The following is a 17346-nucleotide window of genomic DNA, read 5'->3' as shown; positions in this document are numbered from 1 at the left end:
GGAACGGAGGGCGGCACCGGTCACCACCGGTGCCGCCCTCCGGTGTTCCCGCTTCTCACTTCGGGCAGGAACCGACCGCTTCCAGTCCTGCGACGTCGACCTGCGGGACGGTCCGCTCCGCGCGGTCCGGCCCGGTCCGCAGCACGAGCTGCGCCTGATCCGCCCGGACCAACTCCCCACACAGGTCGGTGCTGCCGGTCCGCACCCGGACCAGGTGCGAGGGCGCCGCCTCCGTGGTCGCCCAGGCCAGCCCCAGCGCGCCCACGATCAGCACCAGTCCGACCGCGCAGCACCCCGAGGCCCGGGCCAGCGCCCGGGTCACCCGGCCCACCTCCCGCTCCGTCCAGCGCCGCAGCGCCTGCCCGCCGAGCAGGATCTCCTCACCGGGCACCCCGTGCGCCGCCCGGACCGCCAGCAGCGAACCCGCCACCAGGAGCAGGAACGCCAGCGCGAGCAGCGCCGTCGCCGTGTTGCCCGCCCAGTCCGGGAGCTGGTCGAGACTGTCCCGGCCCTTCAGCAGCACCAGGACGGCGAGCAGCGCGGTCAGCCCGGTGAGGCCGGTGCGCCAGCCCTCGGCCTGCCGGCGCAGCTCCGGGAGGCGGGTGAACTCCAGGTCCCGGGCGAGTTCGGCCCACCGCCGGTCGGAGCGGGCGCTCACGGGGCGATCCGCCAGCTGGCACCGCAGCCGACGAAGCGCACCTCGGCGGGGATGCTCGGGTGCCCGTGGCCGCACTCGCAGAAGTGCACCTCGCCGTGCAGCGGCTCCGGCTCCGACTCCGACCGCGCCGTGCCGCCCGAGCGCCCGGAGAGGCGGTCGAACAGGCCCTTCGTCCCCGTGCCGGGGTTCCCGCGCCGGAACTCCGTCCCGGTGCTGCCGTGGCAGCGCGGGCACGTCCCGGTGACGCGGACCGAGCGGCCGTCCGGCGCGGCGGCCTGGCTGAACGAGGCGCCGTCGACCTCGCCCAGGTCGGCCTCGGCGTAGGGCAGGTGGTGGTCGTGCGGCGTCGGGGTGCTGCTCAAGGCCGTTCCTGTTCGGTGTCGGGTTCGGTGGTGGGCGTGATCGGCTCGGGCGGCAGGTCCAAGCTGAACAGCCCCGCGTAGAGCGCGAGTCGGTCGCGGACCCAGGCGGGCGTCTCGCCCACGCCTTCGGCCGCGAACGCCAGCCGCTCGGGCGTCACCGGGCCGGTGAGACCCGGGAGCATGCCGTCCAGGCCCACCGAGAGGATCGCGAGGTCCTGCCAGCGCGGCTGGACCGGGGGCACGTGCGGGAACGTGCTGGGCGAGTCCTCCAGGACGCCGTAGGGCGAGATGCGCTGCCAGGCCCGGTCGAGGGGTTCGCCCAGGCGGCAGGCGATGCTGAGGAGATCGAGCGGGACGAGCGGGGCGCCGGGCGGGGAGACCCGGTGGGACGGGTCCAGCGCGGCGACGTCCCAGGGGTCCGGGGCGGCCTCGGGCAGCCGGGCGGCCTCGGCCGGGGAGAGATCCGGCACCAGGGCGCCGATGGCCCTGAACTTCTCCAGGAGCCGGAACGCGTCCCGGACACCGAGCCGCTTCTCCTGGGCGTAGCGGATCAGCCGGACGGCGTCGAGGCGCGCCCAGCGCGGGCTCTCGAACCACTCGTCGAAGTCCTCGTCGTCGGCCTGGTCCACCAGTGCCCGTCGCTCCTCCCAGGCCGGCCGGAAGCCCCTCAGGTGGTCCGGGAGCTCCGGCGGCGCCAGCCCGGGCAGTCCGAGCCGCCCGGTCTCCTCGCCCGCGAGGTCCCAGAGGTAGCCCAGCGTCTGCCGCAGGTGCACGCTCCCGGTGAGGAGGACGGCGGGGGTGGGCAGCACGGGGTAGTCCGCCGCGTCGAAGCCCGAGTCCATCCCGGAGAAGGCGTAGCGGCTGGGCACCGGCAGCTCGTCCCAGGCCTCCAGCAGCGCCGCCGCGTCGGGGATGTCCACGCCCGCGGCGCGCAGGTCGTCGACGACGACGGCCCGTTCCTCCCAGGACATCGCGAACCGGCGGCTGAACGCGAGGTCCCGGAGCGATACCCCGTCCTCCAGGCGTATGCCGTCCTCCTGCAGCCAGAGCGCGGTGTCGGCGGTCTCCGGGTCGGGCACGAAGCCCCGGGCCACCGTGCCCGTCGTGTAGCGCCGCCGGTGGGCGACACCGAGCGCAGGAGCCATCTTGGCGATGACCTTCTCGGCCTTCCGCACGGTGATCTCCCACCGCGCGGCCAGGCCGATGGTGGCCGCCCAGGGGAACTCGGCGCGCCCCTCCGCGTCGACCAGCAGGTGCGCCGAGAGGACATCCCGGACGTCCGGGTCGAGCGCGGTCCACGCGGCCGTCTCCTCCCACGACGGGACCGCCCACCCGAGCCAGGCGAAGCGGGCCAGCATCCGCCGGGCCTCCTCCGCGTCGAGGCCGGTGCTCTCCGCGTGCGCCACCAGCTCCCAGGGCCCGGCCGTCGGACGAACGATCCGCCCCTTCTCGTCCCTGACGTACAGGACGGAGATCTCCCGCTCGTCGCACACGTGGTCGCGAACGGTCGCGGGCGCGTCGGGCAGCGGCCGTTCGAGGAACGGCGCGTACCCGGCGAGGCGTTCGGCGAGTTCGCCCAGGCTCCTCCGGCCCGTCGCCGAGACGCGGACCAGGCCGCGGTGGTCCTGCGGCCCGTGCCGGTACGCGTCCGTCTCGGAGCTCAGATGGCGGTCGTGACCGTCCGGCCACAGCAGCAGGTCGACGATCGCTCGATCACGGTGGTCCGGGACCCGGGCCAGGTCACCCGCGCGGACCGCGGGACCGGCCAGCTGCGGGTGCGCCATCCGCAGGCCGCGCAGAGCCCTGAGCACGTGGGCCACGGATCGATCCTGCTCGTGCGCCGCCTGGACGACATAGCGCCAGTCGCGGGAGGTCGCCTGCGCCAGCGCGGCCCAACCGGGTTCCGGTACCGGATACCCCTCCAGGGAGTACGGGGTCGCCAGGTCGGCCACGGACAGCCGGGTGCCGTGGACCGCGGCGCGCCACGGAGCGACGGTCGGGTCGATGTGCTGCCGCGAGTTCCTGGACCGCGGCGACGCCACCTGGCTGTCCGTCGGGAACCAACCCATCGCGTCCAGGTCGATCGGCCCGCCGATCTTCCGCGCGACCAGCACACCCCGACCGGCCCACTCCTCGGCGATCGTCCGGGCCGCCACCAGGTCCTGGGCCTCCAGGGCCCACAGCCACTCGGCGGTGAGAGCCTCCCAGCCCGCCAGCGCCGAGTTGCCGAGACGCCACTGCTCCGCCTGCCAGGTCTTGTCGTAGCGCTCCAACCTCTCCCGGTTGACGCTCAGCTTCCCCGCATGCACCCCGGTCAGGTTGAGCACATAGCCGAACGGGAACACGTTCGCCGCGATCCCGTCGCACAGGACCGCTCCCTTGCCCCGGACCCACCACAGGGTCCCCGGGACGGCCTCGACCGCGGTCCCGGCCTCGATCTGCTGCTTCTTGCCTCCCGGAGCCAGCACGCCCGGCTCCCACACCCGGGCCGCTCCGGAGTCCCCCCGCACCTCCAGCCGGAACTCGCTCACGAACACGACCGACCGCAGTGCCTCGACGCACGCGTCCCCGGCCATCAGCCCCGGCTTCAGGTACAGCCGGACGGCCGTGCCGCCGTCCGCCAGCGCGGCCGCCGCCCCGGCGTCGGCCTGTCGGATCCGGAACAGGCTGCCGCTGCCCGCTATGTCCACCCGCATCGCCTCGGCGGCGGGGCGCCCGTCCGTCCCCACCGGGCGGGTGGTGATCGTCATCTCGTCGGCCAGCATGAAGTAGCTGAACACGCCGATGCCGAAACGGCTGTTGGGGTAGAGGCGCAGCGCGCTGTCCTGCCGGAGCCAGGCCGCCTGTTCGCGCCGGAACTCGCCGGACTGCTCGAAGCGGCGGCCCGCGCGGGTGAAGGTCCCCTTCAGCTGATCGGCGGTCATGCCGACGCCGTTGTCCAGGCACTCGACGTAGCGGCCCCGCTCGTCCTTGCCGGTGACGATCCGGATGGAGCCGTTCCAGCTGCCGACGCTCCGGCCACCCGCGACCAGGTAGCGCTCACGCATCGCCCGGTAGCGGCAGGCGTCCATCGAGTTCTGGTACAGCTCGCGGAGTGCGGCCTCGTGCTTTCCGCCGTACAACTGCTCACCCATGAGCAGCCGCCGCACCTCGGTCTGGGCGAGCGAGAAGCGCAACAGCGGCGTGTCGTAGGCCCGTCGGCCCGCGTCCTCCGCCGGCCGCAGCCGACTGTCGGTCACCCGGGACGGCAGTCCGCCGAGCAGCACGGCCTCGGCGGCGGGCAGGCGGCGTTCCTCCATGGCCAGCAGCTGGACGAGTTCGTCGGCCTCCTGGACGACGGCGGCGAGGGCCGCGTGGATCGCCGGGTGCGGGCAGACGGCGTCGAGTTGCAGCTCCCGGACCGGGCCGTCCCGGTCGCCGGTGTCCCAGTGGGCGTGCTCCAGCGCCGACAGCACCTCGCGCGGGAGCACCGAGTCGGAGACCACGAGGTGTTCGGAGAGCACGTCCGGCAGGGTCCGGGCGTCCAGGGCCAACAGCCCCGCCAGTCGCACCAGGGCGGTCAGCGGCTGTACGCGCAGCGAACGGGCCTTTCCGCGCACCACGTGCCGGTCGGGGCAGGACACCCGGCCCTGGTCGGAGAGGTGTCCGAGCGACAGTCCGGCGGCGATCGCGCGCAGGGCGCCCGCCAGTTCCCCGGCCCGGCCACCCCTTCCGTTCTCCTGCCCGTTCCCGAGCAGCGCGGCCGCGGCCTCGTCGCCCAGGGCGGCCGGCACCGCCTGCTCGTCGGTCTGGAAGCGCTCGGCGATCCAGCGGTGGACCAGCCAGAGGACGGTGGCCTCCGACTCCGGCTCCACGCCCTCCCAGCGGTGGTACCGCCGGATCTTGTCGGCGACCTGGGGGTACTGCTCCAGGACCAGTTCGTAGTGGCGCCTCGGCTCGTCAGCCGCAGGATCGTGGTGGACGAAGTGCGGGTCGAGCTCCTCGGCCCGGCTGAGCCGTCCGGCCCAGGCCGCCTCGTGGGCGAAGACGGCGGCGACGAGCGCAGCCACCTCCAGTACAGACAGCCGCGCTTCCTTCGAGACCAGCTGCGGCAGCCGGTCGCGCAGCAGCCGGACCGGGAAGTCGTCGTCGGCCCACGGGTCGGGCAGCCGCTTCTGCGCCCGGTCGACCTGCCGGGCGACGCTCTCCACGAACGCGGTCAGGCTCTCCTGGAACGCCTTGACCTCCTCGTCCTCGGCGTCCGCCGCCAGCGCCCACAGCTCCGGTGCGCGCACGGCCTCCGACCAGGCCCCCAGCAGCCGCCGTCCGTCGGCCACGACCGCCGTCCGGGTCTCCTGCTCGCGGTCGTTGCCGTAGTAGATCTGCGGCAGTTGGGCCCGCCGGGACGACTCCCGGGTGAGCCCGTACGCCGTCCCGAACACCTCCTCCACCGTCGTCGACTCGCTGAGCGGGTCGAAGGCCCGGGCCAGCGCGGAGGTGAACAGGCTGCCGTCCGGGGTGAAGCCGCTGCGCTCCCCGGGCCCGCAGCCGGTCATCACGACGAAGCCGCTCCCCGGCGGTCCCTGGGTGATGCGGCTGCCGAAGGTCGCCCCGCCCTCGGCCTCCGGCGAGCGGCAGGCGTCCATGATCCAGAGGACCGTGCCCGCCCGGCAGTCCCGCAGGTAGCGGCTGATGTCCGCGTCCAGCAGGGAGTCCAGGATGTAGGGCTGGTCCCAGTCGGCCTCGCCGGAGTCCTCCTCCAGCGGGCCGCGGGCGTCGGAGGGGACCAGGTGGTCGGTGTCGCCGATCCGCACCCCGTGCCCCGTGAAGTACAGCAGCAGGGTCCCGCCCGGTTCCGCCCGCCGGGACGCCGCCGTGATCCGTTCGGCGATCTCGCTCCGGCTCCCGTCCTGGAGGACCTCCACCCCGGTGTAACCGCTGCCCTCCAGTGCCGCCTTGAGCGCCCGCAGATCGGCGGCCACCGTCGACTCCAGTGACGGCAGGACCTGCGCCGTCGCCGGGGCGTCCCCCACTCCGATCAGCAGCGCCGTCCGTGTCACGGTGCCCGTACTCTCCCCCACCCTGCCCCCTTGCTCTCCGCAACCGCCGCCCCTGACGGACGCCCATGATCGCACCGACCGGCCCCGTCACCGACAACAAGTACGGTGTCCGGAGGATCGGTCGGCGACGACGGACGGGAGTGGGGACGATGGGTGACGAGGTGCTGGTCCGGCAGGACGGCGGGGTGGGGCGGATCGTGCTCGACCGGCCCCGGGCGCTCAACTCGCTGACGCACGGCATGGTGCTGGACGTGCGGGCCGCGCTGGACGCGTGGGCCGGGGACGACGCGGTGCGGGTCGTGGTGCTGACCGGCGCCGGGGAGCGCGGCCTGTGCGCGGGCGGCGACATCCGGATGTTCCACGACGACGCCAAGCTCGGCGGGTCCGGGACGCGCGCGTTCCTCCGCGACGAGTACCGGCTGAACGAGCTGATCTCCCGCTACCCGAAGCCGTACGTGGCCGTGATGGACGGCATCACCATGGGCGGCGGCGTCGGCGTCTCCGCCCACGGCTCGGTGCGGATCGTCACCGAGCGTTCGGTGGTGGCCCTGCCGGAGACCCGGATCGGCCTGGTGCCGGACGTCGGCGGGAGCCGGCTGCTGTCCCGCGCGCCGGGCGAGCTGGGCACCCACCTGGGGCTGAGCGCCGCCTCGATGACGCCCGGCGACGCGCTGCTGTGCGGGTTCGCCGACCACTTCGTGCCCTCGGCGAGGCTGCCGGAGCTGCTGGCGGACCTCGACGGTTCACCGGTGGCGGAGGTCGTCGCCCGGTACGCGGAGGCGGCGCCGGCCGCGCCGCTCGCGGAGCAGCGCGCGTGGATCGACGCCTGCTACGCGGCCGACAGCGTGGAGGAGATCGTGGCCCGGCTGGTGGCCAGCGGGGTGCCGGAGGCCAAGCAGGCCGCCGAGGAGCTCGCCGAGCGGTCGCCGACGATGCTCAAGGTCACGCTGAGCGCGCTGCGCCGGGCCCGGTCGCACGGCTCGCTCGCGGAGAGCCTGGAGCAGGAGTACCGGGTCTCCTGCGCCGCGGTCGCCCATCACGACCTGGTGGAGGGCATCCGGGCGCAGGTGGTCGACAAGGACCGGAACCCGCGCTGGTCGCCGGCGACGCTCGCCGGGGTCGACGAGCGGGCGGTGGCCGCGTTCTTCGAGCCCCCGGCCGACGGTGACCTCGACCTGCGGCTCGGCTGACCGGTCCCGTTCGGGCGGGTGACCTGCTGACCGGGTGACGACCGTCTCGCGGATCGAGACTGGCGCGAGGCGGCCCGTTTCGGAGATCGTTGGACGGTCCTGGGCGCCCCGAGCGGGGCCGAGCAGCGGAAAGGGAGTCAACGGCGATGACCGAGACCTACGAGACGATCCTGGTGGACCGCAAGGGCCGGGTCGGGCTGATCACGCTCAACCGGCCGGAGGCGCTGAACGCCCTCAACACCACGCTGATGAACGAGGTCGTGGCCGCCGCCACCGCGTTCGACCGTGACCCGGAGATCGGCTGTCTGGTGATCACCGGCTCGGAGAAGGCGTTCGCGGCGGGCGCGGACATCAAGGAGATGCAGGGCAACCGGTTCCCGGACGTCTACCTGGACGACTGGCTCGGCCCGTGGGACCGCCTCGGCGCGCTGCGCAAGCCGGTGGTCGCGGCGGTGTCCGGCTTCGCCCTGGGCGGCGGCTGCGAGCTGGCGATGCTCTGCGACATCCTCATCGCGGCGGACACCGCGAAGTTCGGCCAGCCCGAGATCAAGCTCGGCGTCATCCCGGGCATCGGCGGCTCGCAGCGCCTCACCCGCGCCGTCGGCAAGGCCAAGGCCATGGAGCTGTGCCTGACCGGCCGGATGATGGGCGCCGAGGAGGCCGAGCGGGCCGGCCTGGTCTCCCGGATCGTCCCCGCCGACCAGCTGCTGGCGGAGGCGCTCGCCACCGCCGAGAAGGTCGCCGCGATGTCCACCCCGGCCTCGATCATGATGAAGGAGTCGGTCAACCGCGCCTTCGAGACCACCCTCGCCGAGGGCGTCCGCTTCGAACGCCGCCTCTTCCACGCCGCCTTCGCCACCGCCGACCAGAAGGAAGGCATGGCCGCCTTCGCCGAGAAGCGCCCGGCGGAGTTCAAGCACCGCTGACGCGACCGGTCGGTGTGGGCCCCTTCGTCCTCCGGGCGAAGGGGCCCGTTTGCTGGTCAATCCCAGCTCCGCACGGGCCGGGTGGGCTCGTCGAGCCAGGGCCCCTGCCCCTCGGCCCGGACCGTCCACCCGAACCGCTCGGGGCCGGGCCTCCCCTGCTCCTCCCACCAGCCGTGGGCCGCCTCCACCTCGTTCCAGAGCCGACGAGGGCCGTACTGCCGCACCCGTCCCTCGGGGTCGACGGCGGCCCAGGAACGGGCGTCGGTCGTTGCCACCCAGAGCCGGGCGGCGTCCTCCTCCCATGCGGTCCACACATCGCCGAGGCGGAGGCCGAGGGCGAAGCGGGCCTCCCACTGGTCCCCGATGACGTGCTGGGGATCGAAGAACGTCCGGCTCTCCTCGGGTACGTGGTCGTCGCGTACGACGTCACGGAAGATCCGCAGGTCCTGGCGCTGGGTGCGCATCAGCATGAACGCCGAGTGGGGGCTGAACCGGCCCTCTGCCCCGTCCTCTTCGACGGTGAGCTTCAGCAGCCCCCAACAGATCATCGGGCTGTCCCACGGCGTGAGGAGGATGCCGCCGAGCTCGGTCTGCTCGATCCATTCCCAGGGCACCCGGCGGACGGAGCAGGTCGAAAGGATCCGGTCGTAGGGCGCCCGGCGGCTCCAGCCGTCGGCGCCGTTGCCGTGGACCACCTCCACGCCGAGGCCGGCCGCGTTCAGGGACGCCCACGCCTGCCGGGCGACCTCCGCGTCGATCTCCACCGAGACGACGCTCCCGGGCCCGAGCCGGTACGCGAGCAGCGCCGCGTTCCAGCCGGTGCCGGTGCCGATCTCCAGCACCCGCATGCCCGGCCGGACGTCGAGGTCCCGAAGCATCCGCACGACGATCGAGGGCGCCGAGGCGGAGGACGAGGGCCAGGGATCGGCCGACTCCCGACCGTCGTTGACCTGGGTGACGATCGGCACGTCGGCGTAGGCCGCCTCGAACCAGCGCCGGTCGTCGCCGCCGAGGCCGCACGGCTCATAGCCGCCGTCGCCGTCCGCCAGCCAGACCCGGTCGGGGAGGAAACGATGGCGCGGCACCGCCTCGATCGCCTCCCGCCACTCAGGGGGGACCGGACCGCCGAGCGCTTCGCCGACGGCCCGGAGCAGGCCGCGCACGGCGGCCTGCTCCGGTCGATGCACGGAGTCCGTCACTTCTTGTCGTCGTCCTTCCGGTGCTTGGGCTCGGGCATCGGCCCCGAGCCGTCGGGCGACGGCTTGGCGGTACCGGGGTCCTTCTTGCCCCCGTGCTTGCCGTCGCTGTCCTTGTCGGTTCCCCAGGCCATGGGTGCTCCTTGCGAGTTGGGACGGTTGCGGATTGGGTGACGGCTACCGGTCCGGCGGCCGAGGTGTGGGCGGGTTCGCGGGCTTGGGCCGGGGCGGCTTCGGGTCCGTGGTGAACATGGCGAAACTCCTTTCGACTTGCGGAAGTGCCGGTCTTGATTCGCTGCCTGTGCCGCCGATCCGGCGGCACAGGCAGCGTTCAGCGGGAACAGTTGATCAACGCCACCGCTGCGACGACGACATAAAAAGCCGCTGCGACCGAAACCCCGCAAGCGGCCCAGGTCCGGACGGGATCGAGGAGCAGCTCGTTGTCCACGGAACCGTCATTCAGCGAAGACTGCGAGACGGGCAAAGAGCTCTCACAGGCGATCTCATCGGCCTGTGCGGGCAAGCCGCCGTCGGACTTCTCGATCACAGGCTCTCTCATCTGTCTGAGATGCGGGGAATCGGGATGCTCACTACCTCCTGATCGATCAACGGAGACGATTCCGAGCCTCGCCTCCCTCCGGAGCGACGAGGAATTGAACCTTCTCGCCGGGAGCTGGGCGCGAGCAGATCACGGCCCACACCTTTTTGCCGCCGAACCAGGACTCGCAGCCGGTCGCCTCCGCGTAGGCACTGACCAACTCGAGGCCTCGCCCTGACTCGTCGTCGGAGCTGGCCCTTCGCGGCCGCAGCGCCCCAGCGCCCCCATCGGTGACCACGACGGTGATCCGCTCGCCGTCGATCCACATATCGACATCGATCAACCCAAGATCGGGATGGCCGTGGCGGCCTGCATTGGTCACCAACTCTGTGAGGATCAGGATTGCCGCGAACGCCTGATCGCCGTCCCTGGCGACTCCCCATGACTGGAGGACGCTGAGGGCGTTGGCGCGGAGCACTGGTACCTCGCCCACCTCTTGGTCGATCACCCATCTGGCCCGCCGCGCACCGACCGGGACCCAAGGGCACTGACGCAACCCCGCTTCGGCGGTCGCTGCCACCATCCGCTCTCGGCCTGCTTGGACCGACGCGGCGGCACGCACGGACCGGGCAGCACTGACACCGGCCAAGTGCTCATGTGCCGCCGCGCTTACACGATGAGTGGGATTCGGTCCCATCACAGCCACCTCCGGGTGGAACGAACGAGATCTCTTTCGTCACCCGTTCGGGGAAGCATGAGGCACGGCGGAGGACCCTCCGGATAGCCTCGACCTGGACGACTACGACAGTAGAAGTTCGAGATCAGCACGTGCAGTGACCGTGAGTACGAGTTACACCGGCGCGAACTCCCGAAGGTGGGGGCTCCAGTGAGATCCAAGCCGATCCAATCCCTGACTGCGGGTCGGGGAAACTCATGTCGCCCTCGATCGGGCGTCGTCTCCGGATACGTTCTCCGGCTGATCCGGGAGCAACAGGGCTGTACGCAGGAGGGATTCGCGGAACGACTTCAAGTCTCAGCGGACACGATCGCGGGATGGGAGAGCGGTCGGCGGCCACTCACCGCCGTCCCGGTGGGCCAGATGCTCGCGACCCGTCATCGTCTCGTGCAACTCGGCGCCACCCCCTCGCTCCTACACACCTTTGAGCGTGCACTTGAGGCCGACGTGCTCCTCGCCGGTTCACTTGGGAGCGAGATGTCGGTAACTGCTAGTGCACTCGGGTCGATGGTGATGCAGCGCGATCTCATCGAGATCTTGGCGTGGCCACTCAGTGGCCAGCCTCCCCGCCGCATTCGCGAACTTCCGGAACCTGTCCGGCCGCGCCGGGGACCCGCACCTGGTGGGCCGGAACTCTCCCACTCCGAACGCGGCGGCTTCTTCGCCAACATGCGGCGTACGGCGGAGGAAGCGCGTGGCGGAGAGCAGTTCCTACTACGCCGACAAGCGCTCTATCTTGCGGGCCTCGACGACCAGGAAGACACGGGTTCGTGGCTCGCCCATCAGCAGCGGTTGGAAAGGCCGACCGACTGGCTGAGCAACTGGCTCAACCTACGTTCGGTCGCGATGGTCTCTGCTCGCCATGGCGATCAAGAGCATCTCGCCCACTTCATCGACACCGCCCTCGCCGATGAAGCCGGTGCAGCCGCGAACCTCAACTACTGGGCATATTGGATCGGAGAGCTTCCGCTTGAACACTCCGACGCGTTCATCGCGGACTCGACGCCGCCGCAGTGGTCCGGACACAAGCTGCTCGCACACTTGGCCGACGGCCTCTCCATCGACCACGGATACGTTGACCTGAACATCCACTCCGTGTGGTCCCTGCTCCAGGTACGGCCGAATCTCCTGCGCCCGGGAGTAACGACAAGTGTCCTGCGCGACAGGCTCCCCATGATGTTGGATAGCGCTGGGATCTCGACGCGCGGGCGACGTGAACTCGAAAGCATTCGCTACGCGATTCGCCTCGCCGAGGCGTGAGAGGAGTCCGAGGGTGTCCGATGATCTGTCCTCGGTGGCGCGGTTCCTGTTCGAGGCCGGGACGCTCAAGCACACCAAGCGCACCGGCTGGTGGATGGCCGGCGTCCGCGACCCCGAGTCGGTCGCCGAACACTCGTGGCGGACCTCGCTGCTCGCGTCGATCATCGCGAGGCTCGAAGGGGCGGATCCCGCACGGGCGGCCTTCCTCGCCACCTGGCACGACGTCGCCGAGACGAGGACCGGCGACGTCAACTACGTCGGGAAGAAGTACGCGACCAGCGCCGACCCGAAGGCGGTCACGGCCGACCAAATCGTCGGCATGCCCGAAGCCCTCGCATCTACGGTGCGGGACCTCATCGCCGAGTACGAGGGCAAGGAGTCGCCCGAGGCGATCTGCGCCCGGGATGCCGACAAGCTGGAGTGCCTGATCCAGGGCGTCGAGTACCTGGCCCAGGGCTACGCGAACGCCCAACGCTGGATCGACAACAGCTACGGGCGACTGACCACGAAGACCGCCAAGGATCTCGCCGACGCCGTTCTGACAGCCGACTCCCTCGACTGGCTCCGCCACGCCCTCGGGGAGAAGCCCAGCTGATTCGCCTCTCAAGTCGAGGATCACGCGACCGTGACGGTTCGGCTCCTCGGCGACAACAAACTGATCTGGCGAGTAGACCGGATCCGGCGAGGTGATCGGCGAGTTGGAACGCTCGGAGGTACGGGAGCAGTGCGAGCCCCAGACCGCAGCTTGATCGTTTCCCGGCCGCCCTTTTCGGAAGGGCGGCCGGGACAATGAACGACAGCCATGCGCAGCAGTCCGTCTCCGTGGCAGGTGAGGCGGACGTCGCGGTGCCGTCGCCACTGCACTCGGTGTCCGTCGCCGGGGTGGTGGTGCGGGAGGACGGGCGGGTGCTGGCGATCCGGCGGGCGGACAACGGGACTTGGGAGCCGCCGGGTGGAGTCCTTGAGGTGGCGGAAGGCTTCGAGGACGGTGTGCGGCGCGAGGTGTTCGAGGAGACCGGGATCAAGGTCGGCGTCGAACGGCTTACCGGTGTCTACAAGAACATGAGCCGCGGAGTCGTCGCCCTGGTCTTCCGCTGTGTCCCGGAGAGCGGGAGCGAGCAGCTCTCCGCCGAGTCGACTGCCGTCGCATGGCTCACATCGGAGGAGGCATCCGAGCGGATGGCCGAGGTGTATGCCGTGCGCGTCCTGGACGCGCTCCGAAGCGACCTGGCGCCGGCCGTCCGCGTGCACGACGGCCGGCGCCTGCTGGGAAGGTAGTGGTCCTTGAGGCCATAGGAAGTCGGCGTGGCCGACTTCCTGCGGCCCTCAGGCGTTCTCCGTCAGCGTCGTGTTGAGGCGGGCAAGGCCACTCCGCGTAGCAGCCACCACAACGCTGTCGCCCGGTTCCAGCGTCCGGGTGCGGTCCGCGTAGTTCCAGTGGTAGAGGCGGGGGCTGCGGGCCAAACGAACCGCCAGGACCCTCACTCCGCCGGTGTCCTCCAGGTCGTGGCGGTTGAGGCCGATCAGGCCGGTGCCGAGTTCGGCGGGGAGTTCGGCGATCAGCAGGACGTGGCGGAAGACCGAGAGGGTGCCCAGCACCTCGCGGCCCATCAGGGCGGCGGCGAAGGCGGGGGCCGCAAGGTACGAGGTGGAGCGCGAGACGACGTTGTCCAGGGTGGCGTAGACGTGGCTAGCGAAGGAGTCGTCGAAGAGGCGCAGCACCACCCGGACGTCGGGGCGGACGGCGCGTGCCTCCAGGGCCGCCTCCAGGTTGGTGGCGTCGTCACCGCTGACGGCGACCACGGCGCGGCTGTGCTTGAGGCGGGCGCGGCGCAACTGCTCGGCGAGGGGGCCGTCGTCGACGACGACGGGGACGCCGAGGGCGCGGACGGCGGAGATGCCGCGGGCCTGGGGGTCGCTCTCCAGGCCGACCACCGGGACGCCCAGTCCGTGGAGCTGGGCGACCACGCGGGTGCCGACGTTGCCGAGGCCGACCACGACGACGTGGTCGCGGGTGCCCGCGCCGGGGCTGCGGTGCTGGCCGCGGCGGCCCGAGGCGAGCACCTCGACCATGATCGCGGTGGCGACCGGCGCGAAGGTGATGCCGCAGAAGGTGATCACCACCTGGGCGATCCGCTGCCAGGTGCCGCCGGTGCCGCTGCCGTCGCCCGTGCCGGGCTGGTCCGGCTGGGCGGCGCCGGCGAGGTCGAGCAGGGAGGCGTAGAGGGACCAGGCGAAGTCCCCGTTGAGGTACCAGAGCAGGCCGAAGGCGAACAGCACGGCGGCCAGGGCGGTGATCAGCACCACCCGGAGGCGGGCGCTGGTGAAGAAGCGCAGGGTGTCGAGCAGCCGCCAGCGCAGCCGCCGCCACCAGGGGATCCGGACGGCGGGTTCGCTGGGCAGGGTCTGGAGCGCCGCGACACCCCCGGTGGCGGAGGACGGTTCGTCGGGGGCGGAGGCGGGGGCGGCTTCGGTGGCGCGGCGGGCCTCGGTCGCGGAGCGGATCGGGCCGCCGTCGCCGAATTCGCCGGCCAGGCGGACGAAGGAGGCGGAGTCGCCCTCCTGGTCGGGCAGCAGGCGGATCCGGCCGAGGTCCTGGCGGTCGATGCGGTCGGCGACCACGCAGATCCGGTCGGCGGCTATGTCGTCGTCGTAGGCGATGTGCAGGAAGCGGTCGCCGACCTGGACGGAGTTGGGCCGGGTCAGGGCGGCGTCGGCGAAGGCCGGGGCGGCGGTGGCGGAGCCGGAGAGCGCGGTGCCGTTCCTCAGCAGCCGCTCGATGTTGGAGCCGAGCCGCTGGTTGAACATCCGCAGCACGATGCGGATCCCGGGGTTGTGCCCCTGGGCGGACAGCGCGGCGTGGATGTTCTCCTGGTCGCTGCCGTCGACGAGGGCGATGCCGCGCGCGGTCTCGACCCGGACGGCGCGCAGCGCCTCCTCGGTGACGCTGGTGTACTCGACGACGGCGGCGACGCCGTCCAGCTGCTCGATCCGGGGTGCGTGGTCGCGGGTGCGGTCCGGGACGAGGACGACGACCGGTACTTCGTAGTGCTCGACGAGTTCGAGGACCAGGCGGTGGGCGAGCGCGTTGCCGCCGCAGACGATGTAGTGCTGACCGATCGGCTCGACCGGAGGGGTCCCCCACCCTTCAGAAGTCATATCGACGGATCTTATCGACGGTTAGTGAGGGTGAGGTGACGTTCGGGAAACCCCGGGGGAAATCCGCCCGGTCCCCCGAACGGACGCACCCGGCGGGCAGGTCGCGCCGTGGGCAGTGATCGTGGGGAACGCCGTCCGCCGCCCGCACTCCAGGAGGATGCCCCGTGGTCTCCCCGATCATCACTCCCGACGGTTCCCCGGTCCGGGGTCCGCTAGGGATGCTCGCCAAGGCCGCCTGGCAGGTGCTGCTGCTCGCCGGGCTGGTCTCGCTCGCGCTCGGGATCGTCGTGTTCGTCTGGCCCAAGCAGACGCTGATGGTGGTCGGTGTGCTGTTCGGCCTCTATCTGCTGGTCATCGGCATCGTCCAGCTGGTCGCCGCGTTCGGCACCCACGCCAGCACCGCGATGCGGGTGCTGGCGTTCATCAGCGGGGCCATCTGCGTGCTGCTCGGTCTGCTGTGCTTCCGCAGCGCGGTGCAGTCGCTGCTGCTGCTGGCGATCTGGATCGGCATCGGCTGGCTGTTCCGCGGCATCACGCAGCTGGTCGCCGCGATCTCGGACGAGACGATGCCGGCCCGCGGCTGGCAGGCCTTCGCAGGCGCCGCGAACACGCTGGCCGGTGTGCTGCTGATGGTCTGGCCGGTCGGCTCGATCAAGGCACTGACCGTCCTGGCCGGGTGCTGGCTGCTGTTCCTCGGTCTGGTCGAGATCGTCACGGCCCTCCAGGTGCGCAGCTCGGCGAAGCAGATCCCGTCCGGCGTCTGACCGGCCGGACAACCGGACAGCCGGACAACCGGACGGCGGTCAGCGCCAGACCGGGGCGTCCGTGCCCCAGCGGCCCGGCGGGCGGGACCAGTCGGTGGGGGTGCCCGCGTAACCGAGGGGCGGGCGGGCGTGGCGGAGCCGGCCGTACTCCGACCCGTCGGTGTCGGTGATCCACCGGGCGGGGTCGTAGGGCTCGTCGTTCGGCAGGACGTGCGGGTCGGCGGTGGGGGCGATGCCCTGCAGCAGCCAGGAGGCGGTGCCGGCCAGGGAGTAGCGCAGATGGCGGCTCCCCGGGCGGCCGGTGCGCTGCTCGGTGAGGGCGCGCAGGACTCCGGCGGCGATCAGGTAGCCGGTGCCGTGGTCGAGGGCCTGGGCGGGCAGTACACCGGGGCGGCCGTCGGCTCCGGCCTCGACGGCGGCGATGCCGCAGCCCGCCTGGACCAGGCTGTCGAAGCCGCGGCGCCCGGCCCACGGGCCGGTCCAGCCCCAGGCGTTCAGCTCGACGGCCACCAGGCCCGGCCGGCGGGCGAGCAGTTCGTCGGCGGCCAGGCCGTACGCGTCCAGGGCGCCGGGGCGGTAGGCGCTGACGAGGACGTCGGCGGTGGCGAGCAGCTCCTCGAAGACGGCCCGGTCGGTCGGAACGGCGAGGTCGAGGCGGGTGGAGCGCTTGCCGAAGCCGGTGTCGGCGTGGGCGTCCTCGGCCTCGGGCATCCGCGGCGGGTCGACCCGCAGCACGTCGGCGCCGAGCAGGGCGAGGGTGCGGGTGGCGACCGGTCCGGCGATCACCCGGGTGAGGTCGAGGACGCGGATCCCGGCGGCGGGCAGCTCGGCGGGGGCCAGCGGGCGGGGCGCGGCCGCGTCGACGGTCCGGCGCTCGACCAGCGGCAGGACCAGCTCCCGGGGCGGGGCGACCGCGACGGCGAGCGCCCCCGCCGTGTACGCGCGCTCCTGAACGGCGGCGGCCGGCTGCTCTCGCAGTGCGGCGGCGAGCCGTTCGGGCCCGGTGTCGGCGGGCAGGCCGAGGGCGGTGAGCAGCCGGTCCCGGTGGTGGGGGTAGTTGGCGTGGGTGCGCAGCCAGCCGTCGGCGGTCTGCCAGAAGCCCGACAGCGGCGCGAAGCTGACCGGGGCGCGGCCGTCGATCCGCAGGTGGCGTTCGCTGACGAAGGCCGTGGCGACCGCGCCCTGGTCGATCCGGACCTCGGGCACCGGGCCGCCGGAGCGCTGCGCGGCGAGTTCGGCGGCGGCCAGCGAGCAGGCGGCGACGGTGGCCCGGGCCAGCCGCCGCACGGGCAGCCGGGAGGGCAGCACCGCGTCCGGTCCGTGGAAGGAGACCCGGTCCAGCAGCGCGGCCGGTCCGCCGAGCGCGGTCCAGGCGTCGGCGGTGGGCCCGTCGACGCCGGACGGAAGCGGGTCGGCAGCGGCGGGGGCCGGGGCGGGGGCCGGTGTGGAGGCCGGGGCGGGGAGCGAACGGTCGGTCATATCGGCATTCTGCTCGGCGGGCCGGGCGGCCCGCAGTGA

15 protein-coding genes are annotated in these 17346 nt (G+C 72.4%); 6 read left to right on the top strand and 9 right to left on the bottom strand.

The features are described from left to right. Window positions 1–55: 55 nt before the first annotated feature. Genes IF01_RS0104150 through IF01_RS0104140 form a run of 3 tightly spaced genes read right to left on the bottom strand, consistent with a single transcriptional unit; the run spans window position 56 to window position 6080 of the window. Entirely contained in the window at window positions 56–658 is a 603-nt protein-coding gene (locus IF01_RS0104150) for a hypothetical protein (RefSeq protein WP_051754900.1), read from the bottom strand. Then, complete coding sequence (locus IF01_RS0104145; RefSeq protein WP_030391865.1) at window positions 655–1020, bottom strand: hypothetical protein; 366 nt, start codon at window positions 1018–1020, stop codon at window positions 655–657. Before IF01_RS0104145 ends, IF01_RS0104150 begins: the two co-directional genes overlap by 4 nt. After that, window positions 1017–6080, bottom strand: a complete 5064-nt coding sequence (locus IF01_RS0104140) for a caspase family protein (protein ID WP_244215417.1) — start codon at window positions 6078–6080, stop codon at window positions 1017–1019. Before IF01_RS0104140 ends, IF01_RS0104145 begins: the two co-directional genes overlap by 4 nt. 128 nt (window positions 6081–6208) lie before the next feature. Between IF01_RS0104140 and IF01_RS0104135 the strand changes: the two genes are divergently transcribed. After that, window positions 6209–7249, top strand: coding sequence for an enoyl-CoA hydratase/isomerase family protein (locus tag IF01_RS0104135; protein ID WP_030391863.1), 1041 nt, complete (start codon window positions 6209–6211; stop codon window positions 7247–7249). Window positions 7250–7395: 146 nt separating this feature from the next. Beyond that, a complete protein-coding gene (locus tag IF01_RS0104130; RefSeq protein ID WP_030391862.1) occupies window positions 7396–8175 on the top strand; it encodes an enoyl-CoA hydratase in 780 nt (259 codons plus the stop codon). Between the two features lie 56 nt (window positions 8176–8231). Here IF01_RS0104130 and IF01_RS0104125 read toward each other — a convergent pair whose 3' ends face one another. The 4 genes from IF01_RS0104125 to IF01_RS43525 all read right to left on the bottom strand — a co-directional run bounded on the left by IF01_RS0104125 (window position 8232) and on the right by IF01_RS43525 (window position 10417). Continuing rightward, window positions 8232–9374, bottom strand: a complete 1143-nt coding sequence (locus IF01_RS0104125) for a methyltransferase domain-containing protein (RefSeq protein ID WP_030391861.1) — start codon at window positions 9372–9374, stop codon at window positions 8232–8234. Beyond that, window positions 9371–9505 (bottom strand): hypothetical protein, encoded by a 135-nt coding sequence (locus IF01_RS50850; protein ID WP_279617249.1) that lies wholly within the window; start codon window positions 9503–9505, stop codon window positions 9371–9373. The genes IF01_RS0104125 and IF01_RS50850 overlap by 4 nt, the downstream gene beginning before the upstream one ends. A gap of 197 nt (window positions 9506–9702) precedes the next feature. After that, window positions 9703–9918: a hypothetical protein gene (locus IF01_RS0104115; RefSeq protein ID WP_157855157.1), complete on the bottom strand. Its 216-nt coding sequence runs from the start codon at window positions 9916–9918 to the stop codon at window positions 9703–9705. Window positions 9919–9976: 58 nt separating this feature from the next. Continuing rightward, window positions 9977–10417, bottom strand: a complete 441-nt coding sequence (locus IF01_RS43525; RefSeq protein WP_157855156.1) for an ATP-binding protein — start codon at window positions 10415–10417, stop codon at window positions 9977–9979. 366 nt (window positions 10418–10783) lie between these two features. Between IF01_RS43525 and IF01_RS0104105 the strand changes: the two genes are divergently transcribed. The 3 genes from IF01_RS0104105 to IF01_RS0104095 all read left to right on the top strand — a co-directional run bounded on the left by IF01_RS0104105 (window position 10784) and on the right by IF01_RS0104095 (window position 13183). Then, window positions 10784–11905, top strand: coding sequence for a helix-turn-helix domain-containing protein (locus IF01_RS0104105; protein ID WP_030391858.1), 1122 nt, complete (start codon window positions 10784–10786; stop codon window positions 11903–11905). A 13-nt stretch (window positions 11906–11918) separates the two neighbouring features. After that, a complete protein-coding gene (locus IF01_RS0104100) occupies window positions 11919–12500 on the top strand; it encodes an HD domain-containing protein (protein WP_030391857.1) in 582 nt (193 codons plus the stop codon). Window positions 12501–12694: 194 nt separating this feature from the next. Continuing rightward, window positions 12695–13183, top strand: a complete 489-nt coding sequence (locus IF01_RS0104095; RefSeq protein WP_051754897.1) for an NUDIX domain-containing protein — start codon at window positions 12695–12697, stop codon at window positions 13181–13183. A 48-nt stretch (window positions 13184–13231) separates the two neighbouring features. Here IF01_RS0104095 and IF01_RS0104090 read toward each other — a convergent pair whose 3' ends face one another. Then, window positions 13232–15064, bottom strand: coding sequence for an NAD-binding protein (locus IF01_RS0104090; RefSeq protein ID WP_030391855.1), 1833 nt, complete (start codon window positions 15062–15064; stop codon window positions 13232–13234). A 164-nt stretch (window positions 15065–15228) separates the two neighbouring features. Between IF01_RS0104090 and IF01_RS0104085 the strand changes: the two genes are divergently transcribed. Further along, entirely contained in the window at window positions 15229–15828 is a 600-nt protein-coding gene (locus tag IF01_RS0104085) for an HdeD family acid-resistance protein (protein WP_233289985.1), read from the top strand. 39 nt (window positions 15829–15867) lie between these two features. Here the strand turns inward: IF01_RS0104085 and IF01_RS0104080 are convergent, their stop codons facing one another. Continuing rightward, complete coding sequence (locus tag IF01_RS0104080; RefSeq protein WP_030391853.1) at window positions 15868–17307, bottom strand: CoA transferase; 1440 nt, start codon at window positions 17305–17307, stop codon at window positions 15868–15870. Window positions 17308–17346: the final 39 nt, after the last annotated feature.

The sequence above is a fragment of the Kitasatospora purpeofusca genome (assembly GCF_000718025.1).
Taxonomy (GTDB): domain Bacteria; phylum Actinomycetota; class Actinomycetes; order Streptomycetales; family Streptomycetaceae; genus Kitasatospora; species Kitasatospora purpeofusca.
This window is presented reverse-complemented; position numbering and strand designations above follow the sequence as displayed.

Coding starts and splice junctions, on each gene's coding strand:
- IF01_RS0104135 (WP_030391863.1), top strand. CDS start 6,209: ATGGGTGACGAGGTGCTGGTCCGGCAGGACGGCGGGGTGGGGCGGATC.
- IF01_RS0104130 (WP_030391862.1), top strand. CDS start 7,396: ATGACCGAGACCTACGAGACGATCCTGGTGGACCGCAAGGGCCGGGTC.
- IF01_RS50850 (WP_279617249.1), bottom strand. CDS start 9,505: ATGGCCTGGGGAACCGACAAGGACAGCGACGGCAAGCACGGGGGCAAG.
- IF01_RS0104095 (WP_051754897.1), top strand. CDS start 12,695: ATGAACGACAGCCATGCGCAGCAGTCCGTCTCCGTGGCAGGTGAGGCG.
- IF01_RS0104090 (WP_030391855.1), bottom strand. CDS start 15,064: ATGACTTCTGAAGGGTGGGGGACCCCTCCGGTCGAGCCGATCGGTCAG.
- IF01_RS0104080 (WP_030391853.1), bottom strand. CDS start 17,307: ATGACCGACCGTTCGCTCCCCGCCCCGGCCTCCACACCGGCCCCCGCC.